This is a genomic window from Pseudomonas cerasi, from assembly GCF_027983475.1.
In the GTDB taxonomy this organism is placed as follows: Bacteria; Pseudomonadota; Gammaproteobacteria; order Pseudomonadales; family Pseudomonadaceae; genus Aquipseudomonas; species Aquipseudomonas cerasi.
Window position 1 is genome coordinate 1,279,908 of record NZ_JAQJVM010000003.1, and the last position, 13,200, is coordinate 1,293,107.

Here is a 13,200-nt window from a genome sequence, read left to right on the forward strand (position 1 = left end):
TACTTGTATTACAAGTCATTCCCGACTGTCAAAGTTCCTGTGTCCATCCACACCGCCTACCATCAGCCACTGCGTTCAAGGTCCCGACCAGGCATCAACGGATACGCACGATCTAAAACCCCAGTATTTACTGGCCATAAACTTTAAATTAACACCATCATACAGCCCCTGCACACCTGCACATCGACAGCCGATCAGAGTTTAGTAATCTTGCAGATCGTCACCGCAAGGGGATTGCACAACCACCATTTACTTGTATGATGACCGACAATGCGAAGGACACACTTCGCACATACCCGCATAAAAACAACGAGTGGGAGATTCAACTGTGAGCACATCCAATTCCAGGATGGCCGACGGCACAGGTTCGGCTCTGAATTCAGCCGTATCGAAGGTCAAACGTCACGTCCTGCCGCTTTTCGTCATCATGTTCATCGTCAACTACATCGACCGGGTCAACATCGGCTTTGTGCGCTCGCACATGGAGCATGACCTGGGCATCGGCGCAGCAGCCTACGGCCTGGGTGCCGGACTGTTCTTCATCGGCTATGCCCTCTTCGAAGTCCCTTCCAACATCCTGCTGCAGAAAGTCGGTGCGCGTATCTGGCTGACGCGAATCATGCTCACTTGGGGCATCGTCGCCGCCTGCATGGCCTTCATCCAGAACGAAACCCACTTCTACATCCTGCGCTTTCTGCTCGGTGTGGCCGAGGCCGGCTTCTTTCCAGGCGTGATCTACTACTTCACCCGCTGGCTGCCTGGCGTCGAGCGTGGCAAGGCGATTGCCATCTTCCTCAGCGGCTCGGCCATTGCCTCGCTGATCTCGGGCCCGTTGTCCGGCCTGCTGCTGCAAATCACCGGTTTCGGCCTTAAAGGCTGGCAGTGGATGTATTTCATCGAAGGCATGTTCTCGGTCGGTCTGTGCTTCTTCGTCTGGTTCTGGCTGGACTCCAAACCGCACGATGCCAAGTGGCTGACCCGCGAAGAACAGGATGCGCTGGTCAACGCCATCGATGCCGAACAGGCTGCTCGCGAAGCCGCGACGCCGGTCAAGGCTTCCATCGGCAAGCTGCTCAAGGACGGTCAGATCATTCTGTTCTGCCTGATCTACTTCTTCATCCAGCTGACGATTTACGCAGCGACGTTCTGGCTGCCGAGCATCATCCGCAAAATGGGCAGCCTGACTGACTTCGAAGTCGGCATGTTCAACTCCATTCCGTGGCTGCTGTCGATCATCGGCATGTACGTGTTCGCCACGCTGTCCGCCAAATGGAAACGCCAGCAGGCCTGGGTAGCCATTGCCCTGCTGATTGCCGCTGCCGGGATGTTCATGTCGACTACCGGCAGCCCGATCTTCGCTTTCGTTGCCATCTGCTTTGCAGCGCTGGGTTTCAAGTCGGCTTCTTCGCTGTTCTGGCCGATCCCACAGGCCTATCTGGACGCACGGATCGCCGCAGCGGTCATCGCGCTGATCAATTCGGTGGGCAACCTCGGCGGCTTCGTAGCACCGACCACCTTCGGCCTGCTGGAAGAACACACCGGCTCGATCCAGGGTGGGCTGTATGGCCTGACAGCCACGTCGATCATTGCCGCGATCATTGTTTTCGCCGCGCGCAACACCCCCAAGCCTGGCGCGACACCGGTCGCCGCCATTCAGACGCCGGCGACCCACTGACACACATGCGCAGCCACTTTTTCATCGGTCATATTTTCAAGGCCTTACGTTTAAAGGACCCGTCATGAATATTCAGCAATCCAATATCACCAGCAAGACCCCCGTCATTACCGAGATGCAGGTCGTGCCCGTGGCGGGCCATGACGACATGCTGCTCAATCTGAGTGGCGCACATGGCCCCTACTTCACTCGCAACGTGGTCATTCTCAAGGACAATGCCGGGCATGTCGGCGTGGGCGAAGTACCTGGCGGCGAGCTGATTCGCCAGACGCTGGAGGACGCGCGATCGCTGGTCGTCGGCAGCAGCATCGGCACCTACCAGAAGATCCTCAACGAGGCACGCAAGGCGTTTGCCGATCGGGACGCCGGTGGCCGCGGCTTGCAGACATTCGACCTGCGCATTGCCATTCATGCGGTCACCGCACTGGAAGCGGCGCTCCTCGACCTGCTCGGCCAGCATCTGGAAGTACCGGTTGCCGCATTGCTGGGCGAAGGTCAGCAACGCGATCAGGTCGAAATGCTCGGTTACCTGTTTTATGTCGGCGACCAGCGCAAAACCGATCTGGCCTACCGCAGCGAACCCGAGGCCGATAATGACTGGTTCCGTATCCGCCATGAAGAAGCACTGACACCGGAGGCCGTAGTACGCCTGGCCGAGGCCGCGCATCAGCGTTACGGCTTTCAGGACTTCAAGCTCAAGGGCGGCGTGCTGAGCGGCGACCAGGAAATCGAAGCGGTGACCGCACTCGCCGAACGCTTCCCCGAGGCGCGCATTACGCTGGACCCGAACGGTGCCTGGTCGCTCAAGGAAGCGATCCGCCTGTGCAGCGATCAGCATCATGTGCTGGCCTACGCCGAAGACCCGTGTGGCGCGGAAAACGGTTATTCCGGGCGTGAAGTGATGGCCGAGTTCCGCCGTGCTACCGGCCTCAAGACAGCTACCAACATGATCGCTACCGACTGGCGGGAAATGGGCCACGCCATTCAGTTGCAGTCAGTGGATATCCCACTGGCCGACCCGCACTTCTGGACCATGCAGGGCTCGGTACGCGTGGCGCAGATGTGCAACGAGTGGGGCCTGACCTGGGGCTCGCACTCCAACAACCATTTCGATATTTCCCTGGCGATGTTCACCCACGTCGCCGCTGCAGCACCGGGCACTATCACCGCAATCGATACGCACTGGATCTGGCAGGACGGCCAGCGTCTGACCAAGGCGCCACTGCAAATCGTCGGTGGCAAGGTCGAGGTCCCGAAGAAACCGGGGCTCGGTGTCGAGCTGGACATGGACCAGTTGGCCAAGGCTCACGAACTCTATAAAGGCATGGGCCTGGGCGCGCGTAACGACGCCGTGGCCATGCAGTTTCTGATCCCGGACTGGAAATTCAATAACAAGCAGCCTTGCCTGGTGCGTTGAATCGGTCTGACACTCGCAGTTGACTCGCCGCCTGCTCACTCTCTGGCTGGCACACGGCGCGCAACCCCCTTGCGCGCCGTTTTTTTAATCGAATTTGGCTTGCCGAAGCGGCATGCTACTGTCTGGTAATGTCCAGTAACGATTAGACCGCATGCGCCATCTCGCCCGTACCCGCCCTCGCCTCACCCTTGCCGCTCTGGTCGGCCTGACCGCAGGCATCGCCTGGTCCTGGCTCATACCTCACTCGACACTGACCCAGAGCCTGCTGACTGGCTGGGACACGGGGGTATGGCTTTATCTGATCATGATTTTCATCCGCACGCTGCGCAGCGACGCTGACGATGTTCGGCGAGTTGCGATGAGGGAAGACGAAAACGCGGGCGTCATTCTGGTTACAGTCTGCGTCGCGGCGCTGGCCAGCCTGGCCGCAATCATTTTTGAAATCGCCAACAGCAAAGGCCTTTCCAACGACGCCAAGATGCTTCACCACGCCTTCACCGGCCTGACGGTCATCGGCTCCTGGCTGATGATCGGCGTGATCTTCAGCCTGCATTACGCACGCATGTTCTACACCTGGAAAGGCAAAGAACCCGCACTGGCATTTGTGGGCGGTGAAAAGAACCCCGATTACTGGGACTTCCTGTACTTTTCGTTCACCCTCAGCGTCGCGGTGCAAACCTCCGACGTTGGCGTAGCGACGCGCGAAATGCGCAAGGTCGTGCTCGGCCAGTCGTTGATCTGTTTTGTGTTCAACACCGCGATTCTGGGTTTTTCGATCAACATCGCCGCCAGCCTGTTCAACTAGCGTTTGCCTTGAAAAACAATCCCATCAAGAGGCCTTCAGACAATGACCCTATTGAAAATAGCGGTACTCGATGACTGGCAAAACGTCGCCAGCGATGTCGTGGACTGGTCCGTACTCGACTCAGTGGGCACAGTCAGCTTTCTGCATGACTACCCTGCCGATACATCGACCATGGCGCAGCGCCTGCAAGGCTTCGACATCATTTGCGTGATGCGCGAGCGAACCCTGTTCGATGCGACGTTGCTCAGCCAACTGCCGACGCTGAAACTGCTGGTCACCGGCGGAATGCGCAATGCGGCGATCGATACCGCTGCGGCGAAGCGTCAGGGCATTGTCGTGTGCGGAACCGAAAGCTATAAGCATGCGGCACCGGAGCTGACCTGGGCGCTGATCATGGGCATCACCCGCAACCTGGTAGCCGAGGCCAACTCGTTGCGTGCCGGCAATTGGCAGGTCGGACTGGGCAGCGACCTGCATGGCAAAACCCTGGGCATTCTCGGCCTGGGCAGTATCGGTAAGTGGATCGCCCGCTACGGACAGGCATTCGGCATGAAGGTCATTGCCTGGAGCCAGAACCTGACGCCAGAGGCGGCTGCCGAGTCAGGCGTCACCCATGTCAGCAAACAGCAACTGTTCGAGCAGGCCGATGTGCTGTCGGTGCACCTGGTGCTCAGCGATCGCAGCCGCGGTCTGGTCGACGCAGAGGCGCTGAGCTGGATGAAGCCCGAGGCTTATCTGATCAACTCGTCACGCGGCCCGATCATCGATCAGGCCGCGCTGATCGACACACTGCAACAGCGCAGAATCGCCGGTGCAGCGCTGGACGTCTTCGACATCGAACCACTGCCGGCCGACCACCCGTTCCGCACGCTGGACAACGTGCTGGCAACTCCGCACATCGGTTATGTCACCGAAAATAACTACCGGACCTTCTACGGGCAGATGATCGAAGACATTCAGGCGTGGCATGCGGGGTCGCCGATTCGGGTGTTTGGCTGACGAGTCCTGCAACATCAGGCTGTAACCTATGGATGCCAGGCTGCGTCTGGCGTTGGATTTCAGCCTCTGTAAAGAGTGGTCACGGGGCCCGCCGCAGGCCCCCGCTTGCATATCAGTAACGATTAGCGCGTCGGACAAAAAAGGTCAGCACAGGATTAATCCTCCGGTTTTTGCCAACATTGAAAATTATATCTAGGCGAACCTGCTCTTCCGATGGACAATGCCCGGAATATAATTGCACCCTGAGCCCGAGTATCAATAAACAACAGAAAAATAGAAACAGTCGCTCAATCGCTCCATCAAGTTTCCGACGTATTTATATGAATACTGTCATTCCATCCGTTATCGCTTGCCTTGAGATTTATTCTCCTGTTTCACCAGGCGCAATCACTTTTCGCACCGATCACTGAGACACCCGATGAATATCCGCTCAGCCAGGCTATATGACAGTCTCATGGCCGCTAACGAGAAACCTGTCATGGCCGACAGGACCGTACAGCCGGCGAGCGCTGGCGCGACTGACACAACTTCAAATGCGCAGGCGAAACTCGATACTTACACGCCCTCCGACAGGCACTCCGCTGAAGCAGCGGAAACCTCTCCGGTCTATACCAGAGCACTGTTCAAGCGAAATGCTCAAGCACTGGCGAGCGAAGCATCCCCGTCGGATACGGCGTTACTTACCAGTCAAAAAACGCGTGTCAATCAGGATGATACCAAGGCCGTGCTCAATGACGTCGCCACTGTCAAAGACAATACGGCCCCTGCCGAGCCAGATAACAAAGTCAAAGACAAAGACAAGATTTCCGCTTCAGAGCCGGTCAAAACTGCCGAGCCCGTCTTGCGCGGGGGAGCCAACGTCAATCCTGATGATATCGCCACACCTGCCGCAGCCACGAAGATGATTCAGGACCTGAAAGCGATTGGAGGCGGAACCTTGCGCTTTCAGATGACGCACGACCAGATTCAGGATAGCAGGCAGTTGGACAAGCTCAGGGCGTTGCTCAATGAAGGGGGCAAACAGGGTGTAAAAGTTCAGTTCACGTTCCGCGACGATGCAAACCAGGGTAGCGGAAACGTGCTGACGGGAGACAAATTGAAGCAGGCCTCGGCCGACATCAGTACCATTGTCAAAAGGTTTGGCAGTCGCACAGGCTTTGTGCTGGATACCTTCCATCAGGGCGGTAAAAGCGCAAGTCAGGAATGGGCTGACATGCAGACCACGTTAATTAAATCTGCGCGCGATGCCGGTTATAAAGGAAGTATTGTTGTCGAGGACAGCAATTGGGGGGGTGGCCTGACCGCAGGTCCGCAAAGCGGCCTGGTCAAGTTTGCGGTTCAATTAAAGGCTGCCAATGGCGACGACAACCCTGCACTGATTGGCAGTTTTCATGTGTATGCCAGGGAAAGCGAAGCCTCTTCGCGACTCGCCAACCAGATCAAGGCAATGAAAGAGGCTGGCTACAAATTCCAGATTGGCGAAGTGGGTAATGCCAACCTGACAGCAGCCAATACCTTCCAGCAAAAGGACGCCGCCACTAATGCCCTGCGGGATAATATGAGCGCTCTCAAAGCAGCCGGAGCGGACATTTTACCCGGCAAGGAACAGTTCCAGGGGGGCAAACTTCGCCACCGTGCCGGCTTTTCAACGGCCGATCAGTACTGATGATGCACGGCTGCGTGTGCACAAGGGCCGGTGCCCATGACACACGCTGCTGAACCTGCCCCTGAAAGGATCAGGCTTGCGCTATCAGAACCCGATATCGGCACACGGCATCACAACGTATAGGCAATCCCCACCTGCACCGTCCGTGGTGCCCCCGGATAGGCATAGACGTTGCCGAACGAGCCTTCCTCATAGTCGGTGTTAAACAGATTCTTCAGGTCCAGATTGAGTTTCACGTGCGGGTTGACCTTGTAATAGGCCAGCAGGTCAAACACCGTATAGCTGTCCATCGAGAAAGAAGTGTTGGCTGTACGCCCGGCGCGCTGGTCGACATAGCGACCGCCGCCGCCCAGGCCCAGGCCACGCAGGGCGCCGTCCTGAAACTCGTAGACGTTGAGCAGGCTGAAGGTTTGCTCGGGAATGTTCATCAGCCGTGTACCGGACCGTAGCGTGTTGTCCTTGGTGACTTCGGCGTCCACGTAGGCGTAACTGCCCATTACCCGCCACTCCGGCGTCAGGTTGCCGACCACGTTAAGGTCCAGGCCGCGACTGCGCACCTCGCCCGCCGCCACACTGAACGTTGAATCGACCGGGTCGGTGGTCAGCACGTTACGCTTTTCGATCTGATAGACGGCCGTGTCGACACTCAACTGCCCGTCCAGCCCCTCCCACTTGGTTCCGATCTCATAGGATTTGCCCTCCTCCGGCTTGAACCCCCCACCCAGTCGGCTGGCACCGCTGTTGGGCTTGAACGAGCGAGCAGTCGTGGCGTAGACGGCAAGGTCGTCGGTCAGGTCGTAGTTCAGGCCGAGGCGCGGTGTGACCGCGTTATCGCTGGCAGTCCAACTGCTGGTGCCGGGCAGAAAAGAATTATAATCATGTTCGAAACGCTCCAGACGCACACCGCCCAGCAGCTTCAGGCGCTCGGTCAGGGCCACCTGGTCCTGCACGAAGGCAGCCCAGGTCTTGAGGTTTTCCTTGTCGTGGGTTGTCGTTCGGGTCAGTGCCGGACGAGCCTGGCCGTAGACCGGATTGAAGATGTCGATCGGGTAGGCACTGACTGCACCGCTGGAGCGTTGAATGATCGACTTGTAGTCATAATCTTCGTACTCGACACCGGTCAGCAGCGTGTGCTCGAAACCGCCCGCAGAAAAATGCCCGGTCAGGTTCAGTTGCACATCGCGATCGGTCCATTCCAGCTTGCGATAGTTGAAGTTGCGCCCGAGGGTGCGGCCGTCCGCCGCCAGCCCGTTGGCCTCGATGGCATCGCCTTGCAGGGAGCCGTCAAGGATCTGCACACCGCCGCCCAGCGTCCAGTCCGGGTTGAGGTCATGCTCGAAGCGCAGTTGTGCCATGTTGTTGTCGTTATGCAGCTTGCCCACACTCTTCTCGCCGAAGAACGTGTCGCGGGAAGCCGTGCCCGTCTGGTTGGCATAGCGAGTCAGGCCACGATCCAGTGGCGCGTTATTGCGCATGAAGTCGCCTTCGAAGGTGATCCGCGTAACGTCGTTGAGCTGCCAGCTCAATACCGGCGCCACGCCATAGCGCTCGGTCTCGACGTGGTCACGGAATGTATCGCCGCCCTCGCCCACGACATTCAGGCGGTAGGCAAAACGCCCTTCGTCATCCACGGGTCCCGAGGCATCCAGCGTTCCGCGCTTCATGCCCTGATCATTGAGCTGACTGCCCAGCGTGACGGAGGGCTCGGCCAACGGCTGCTTGGAAACCACATTGAAGGTGCCGCCCGGATCGCCACGGCCATAGAGCGTGGTGGCCGGACCGCGCAGCACCTCAAGGCGCTCGATGGTGTTGGCGTCCGGCATGTTCGGATAACCACGATTGATCGGGAAGCCGTTGCGATAGAACTCGCCGGTGGTGAAGCCGCGCACCGTAAAGGTGGTCAGCCCCTGGCCGCCGAAGTTGTTGGCTCGCCCGACGCCACCCGCGTAGTCGAGAGCATCCTGCAAACGTGTGGAACCGATGTCCTCGACCGCTTCACGGGTCACGACGCTGACCGATTGCGGGGTTTCGTGCAGCGAGGTATCGGTACGCGTTGCACTGGCAGACCGTGTGGCCCGATAACCATCGACCGGTCCTTGTGCCGTTTCGGCATTGGCGGCGCCCTGGATATCGATATTCTGCAACTCCATGGCAGGCTGGACGCCAGCCACCTGATCGGCCCAGGCCGCTTGAGAGATCGCCTGGATAACGCAAAGTGAAACGAGAGTACGACGCATCGACGTGCAGCCCTTGGCAAGAAACCAGGCCTCTTGGGACCCGGCAGGATTTTTTGCGAATAGTACAGATTCGTATTAACGCCTGATACAAATTCCCAAAAAATACTCTTGCACAGGCCAGACATGACGCTTAGCCAATGTGGCGATAAACAGGCAAACTGCGCTCATTGCTCCTTACCAGAGAACCCACGATGCCCCTTTCCCACAAGCCTGCCGATCCTCGTTGCGCCTTGCTGGTGATCGACATGCAATACGACTTCATGCCCGGCGGGCAACTGGCTGTGGCTGACGGCGATGCGCTGCTTCCGCTGATCAATCGCCTGGGTGCGCGCTTTTCCCAAGTGGTCATCACTCAGGACTGGCACCCTGCCGGGCACATTTCCTTTGCTTCCAGCCATACGCAGCGCCTGCCGTTCGAGAGCATTACCCTGCCCTACGGTCCGCAGACGCTGTGGCCGGATCATTGCGTACAAGGCAGCCACGGTGCTCAGTTGCATGCCGACCTCGATCTGCCTCACGCGCAACTGGTCCTGCGTAAGGGCTGCAATGCGCACATCGACAGTTACTCGGCATTTCTGGAGGCAGACCGCACGACCCGCACAGGGCTGGCCGGGTACCTGACAGAGCGCGGTATCGATACGCTGTTCGTGGTCGGTCTGGCGCTGGACTTCTGTGTCGCCTGGTCGGCGCAGGACGCACGGAGTACCGGTTTCAATACTTTTGTGGTCGAAGATGCCTGTCGCGCCATCGACATGAACGGCTCGCTGGAGCAGGCCTGGAAGACCATGCTCGGCATGGGTATCGAACGCGTGCAGAGCGCCGATCTGCTGGGCTAGACCGACACATTCTGCCGACTGGCTCAAACATTTCTCGATACGCCCCGCCGCTGGCGAACGACAGCGCGCGGCGCCTGTCTGAACCATCGGCCCGACATTGCCCCGGTCGGGCCATTTCATCACTGGCGCTGAGGACGTTGTATGGATCACGAAGTAGATGGCAAGACCCCCGGCCTTTCCGCCGAGGAAGAGCGCGAGATCGATGAGAATCAGCCGCCCCGCGCGGCAGTGTTGCACGAAACCATTCGCATGCAGGGCGACCACGAACTGGAGCGCAGCGTAGCCGCGCTGTGGTGGTCGGCACTGGCTGCGGGGCTGACCATGGGCCTGTCGCTGATGGCGATGGGTTTGTTGAACTCGCGCCTCGAAGGCATCCCCGGTAGTCATGTGATCAGCAGCCTCGGCTATTCGGCAGGGTTTCTGGCGGTAATCCTGGCGCGCCAGCAACTGTTCACGGAAAACACCATCACGGCTGTACTGCCGGTCATGAGCAAGCTGAACCTGGCCAACATCTGGCGGCTGCTGCGCCTGTGGGGTGTGGTTCTGACCGGCAATCTGGTCGGCACGCTGACGGTGGCCTACGTCATGCTCAACCTGCCGATTTTCGATACCAGCACCGACAAGGCGTTTCTGGAAATTGGCCACAAGGTCATGGAAAACGACCTGGGCCAGATGTTTTCCAAGGGCATTGTGTCGGGCTGGATGATTGCGACCATGGTCTGGATGATCGCGTCGATGGAAAACGCCAAGATAGCGATCATTGTGCTTATCACTTACCTGATGGCGCTCGGCGACTTTACGCACATCGTGGTGGGTTCGGCCGAAGTATCCTATCTTGTATTCGCGGGTGAGCTGGGCTGGAAGGATTTCTGGTTTGCGTTCGCAGGCCCCACGCTGGCGGGCAACATTATCGGTGGCAGTTTTATTTTCGCGTTGATCAGCCATGCGCAGATTCGCAGTGAAAAAGACACCACCGAGAAAATGGAGCGCGATCGCAAAAACAAGGAAGAAAAACGTCGCCTGGAGAAAGCGCAGAAGCTCAAGGAAGAGGATTCCATGGCAAAGCGAGAAATATGATCCCTATCATTAAACTTTCTTTCAGGAAACGCAGCGGATTTTAAAGGCAGAATGACTCTTTGAACGCACCTATTCAGGCAGGGACCATGACCCGAATTCTGGCAATCGAAGACGATGCCATCACTGCAAAGGAAATCGTGACCGAACTCAGCAGCCACGGGCTGGAAGTGGACTGGGTCGACAATGGCCGTGATGGTCTGGCGCGTGCAGTGAGTGGCGATTATGACCTTATTACCCTGGACCGCATGTTGCCGGAGATGGATGGTCTGACCATCGTCACCCACTTGCGTGCCCAGGGCATTTCCACGCCGATCCTGATGATCAGCGCACTCTCCGACGTGGACGAACGCGTCCGCGGCCTGCGTGCCGGAGGGGACGACTATCTGCCAAAACCCTTTGCGTCGGATGAGATGGCCGCACGCGTCGAGGTGTTGTTGCGACGCAGCAACCCGGTCAGTGCCGCCAAGACGGTCTTGCAGGTTGCCGACCTGGAACTGAACCTGATCACCCGGGAAGCATGTCGCGGCGGCGAACCGCTGACGCTGCTGCCCACCGAATTCAAGCTACTTGAGTTCCTGATGCGCAACAGCGGACAGATCATCACGCGAATGATGATTTTTCAGGAAGTCTGGGGCTACCACTTCGATCCGGGCACCAACCTGATCGACGTACACATCGGCCGTCTGCGCAAGAAGATCGACCAACCCGGTACCGCACAGCTCATTCAGACCGTGCGAGGATCCGGCTATGTCATTGCCGAACCCGTCTGACGGCTGGCGATCATCCACAAGTCGATTACTGGCGCTGTACAGCTCGCTGTTCGTAGCCTGGAGTGTGATTCTGCTTGGCGTCCTGTATTGGGAGGTGACGTCCTATCTGGACACCCTCGCCCGCCAGTCGCTTACCCATCGCCAGCAACTGTTTTCACGCTTCGAAGGCCAGGGCCTGGTGGACGCTCTGGCCACCAGCATGACCTTCGATACCCGCTCGGTGGATGCCTACGGTCTGTTCGACGAGAACTTCCGCCCGGTTGCCGGGCCTATCACCAGCGTCCCGAAAAACCTGCCTATCGACGGCCAGATTCATGTACTGAACGATTGCATCGAATCGGATGATCCAGGCATGCCGCAAGGCAGTTGCGATGCGATCGTCAATCGCACGTCGGACGGCCGCTGGCTGGTGCTGGTTCGCGAGAACGGTTCGCTGTTTGCGGTGAGCACGCTGATCCTGCATGCCTTGCTGTGGGGCATCTCGTTGACCATCATTCCCGGTGTTGCCGGCTGGCATCTGTTGCGCCGTCGACCGTTGCGACGCATCCGTGCGATCCAGGCCAGCGCCGAATCGATCATCGCCGGCGACATGGCCGGCCGTCTGCCGGTCTCCAACAGGCGCGATGAACTGGACATGCTGGCGGTAATCGTCAACGCCATGCTCGACCGGATCGAAAAGCTCATGAACGAGGTCAAGGGCGTCTGCGACAACATCGCCCATGACCTGCGCACACCGCTGACCCGCTTGCGTGCGCAGCTTTACCGTATTCAACAGCAGTCGGCCCACGATTCGACCCACGCCACGCAGATTGCCCAGGTCATCAGCGAAGCTGACACACTGATGGCACGTTTCCGCGGGCTGCTGCGCATTTCCGAGCTGGAAGACCGTCAGCGGCGCTCGGCATTCGTTGAACTGGAACTGCGCCCGCTGCTGCAGGAGCTGCATGATTTTTACCTGCCGCTGGCTGAGGAAGACCAGATCACCCTGATACTCGACCTGCATGAAACGTTACCCACGCTGGTAGGCGACCGCGCCCTGCTGTTCGAAGCACTGACCAACCTGCTGGGCAACGCAATCAAGTTCACCCCCGGCGGCGGAATCGTCAAAGTCAGCGCCTACCCTGCCCCAGGCGGCACCACGCCGTGCATCGAAGTACAGGATTCCGGGCCTGGCATCCCCGTCGCCGAGCGCGCCGCTGTCTTCCAGCGCTTCTATCGCAGCGAAGCCGGCACCGAGCAAAGCGGTTTTGGCCTCGGTCTCTCGGTAGTGGCCGCCATCGTCAATCTGCATGGTTTTACCCTGCAGATAGGCACCAGCGAATACGGCGGCGCAAGCTTGCTGCTGGAATGCCGCACAGTGAATACGCTGGCCTGAGATTCAGGCACTTCCCAAACCCTTGATTGCACGATCGTGCCTGCTTTTTGACGAGATTAAAGCGTCTGGCTCGAGGGTTTCAGCGATTTCGATATTAATCTGGCGCATTATGCCAAGCACAAAAATGTAACTGAATGTTACAAATCCGTATCAAGCTTGACCGTTTCAGCACCAGCAAGTTCACCCCAATAAATACGCTTTTCAGGTTCGATATGGCGTTTTTCCCCGATTAAATCCGTCTATTGGTCAAAAGATGATGGCCAAACGCCAAGGTGCAATGTGAACAGCTAGACATTTTTATGACGTCAGTGACTTGTCGCAATGCTGGCACTGCGTTATCTAT

Annotated in this window: 10 protein-coding genes; 9 read left to right on the forward strand and 1 reads right to left on the reverse strand. The window is 58.2% G+C overall.

What is annotated here, in order from left to right; all coding sequences use genetic code 11:
- Positions 1-349: 349 nt before the first annotated feature.
- The 5 genes from PI739_RS21185 to PI739_RS21205 all read left to right on the forward strand — a co-directional run bounded on the left by PI739_RS21185 (position 350) and on the right by PI739_RS21205 (position 6,562).
- A complete protein-coding gene (locus tag PI739_RS21185; RefSeq protein WP_044308790.1) occupies positions 350-1,675 on the forward strand; it encodes an MFS transporter in 1,326 nt (441 codons plus the stop codon).
- Positions 1,676-1,739: 64 nt separating this feature from the next.
- Complete coding sequence (gudD, locus tag PI739_RS21190) at positions 1,740-3,092, forward strand: glucarate dehydratase (RefSeq protein ID WP_240880349.1); 1,353 nt, start codon at positions 1,740-1,742, stop codon at positions 3,090-3,092.
- A gap of 151 nt (positions 3,093-3,243) precedes the next feature.
- Positions 3,244-3,897, forward strand: coding sequence for a DUF1345 domain-containing protein (locus tag PI739_RS21195; RefSeq protein WP_003396441.1), 654 nt, complete (start codon positions 3,244-3,246; stop codon positions 3,895-3,897).
- Positions 3,898-3,939: 42 nt separating this feature from the next.
- A complete protein-coding gene (locus tag PI739_RS21200; protein ID WP_003371904.1) occupies positions 3,940-4,896 on the forward strand; it encodes a D-2-hydroxyacid dehydrogenase family protein in 957 nt (318 codons plus the stop codon).
- 418 nt (positions 4,897-5,314) lie between these two features.
- Positions 5,315-6,562, forward strand: a complete 1,248-nt coding sequence (locus PI739_RS21205; RefSeq protein WP_096107814.1) for a cellulase family glycosylhydrolase — start codon at positions 5,315-5,317, stop codon at positions 6,560-6,562.
- A 110-nt stretch (positions 6,563-6,672) separates the two neighbouring features.
- Here the strand turns inward: PI739_RS21205 and PI739_RS21210 are convergent, their stop codons facing one another.
- Complete coding sequence (locus PI739_RS21210; RefSeq protein WP_271352171.1) at positions 6,673-8,799, reverse strand: TonB-dependent siderophore receptor; 2,127 nt, start codon at positions 8,797-8,799, stop codon at positions 6,673-6,675.
- Between the two features lie 191 nt (positions 8,800-8,990).
- Here PI739_RS21210 and pncA point away from each other — a divergent pair, with 191 nt between their 5' ends.
- The 4 genes from pncA to PI739_RS21230 all read left to right on the forward strand — a co-directional run bounded on the left by pncA (position 8,991) and on the right by PI739_RS21230 (position 12,857).
- Entirely contained in the window at positions 8,991-9,635 is a 645-nt protein-coding gene (gene pncA / locus PI739_RS21215; RefSeq protein ID WP_058396322.1) for a bifunctional nicotinamidase/pyrazinamidase, read from the forward strand.
- Positions 9,636-9,776: 141 nt separating this feature from the next.
- On the forward strand, positions 9,777-10,712 hold the full coding sequence (locus PI739_RS21220; protein WP_271352172.1) for a formate/nitrite transporter family protein: 936 nt from the start codon (positions 9,777-9,779) through the stop codon (positions 10,710-10,712).
- 86 nt (positions 10,713-10,798) lie between these two features.
- The gene (locus PI739_RS21225) at positions 10,799-11,482 is read left to right on the forward strand and encodes a response regulator transcription factor (RefSeq protein ID WP_003371891.1); all 684 of its coding nucleotides are present in this window, start codon (positions 10,799-10,801) and stop codon (positions 11,480-11,482) included.
- On the forward strand, positions 11,460-12,857 hold the full coding sequence (locus tag PI739_RS21230; RefSeq protein WP_042931051.1) for a sensor histidine kinase: 1,398 nt from the start codon (positions 11,460-11,462) through the stop codon (positions 12,855-12,857). The genes PI739_RS21225 and PI739_RS21230 overlap by 23 nt, the downstream gene beginning before the upstream one ends.
- Positions 12,858-13,200: the final 343 nt, after the last annotated feature.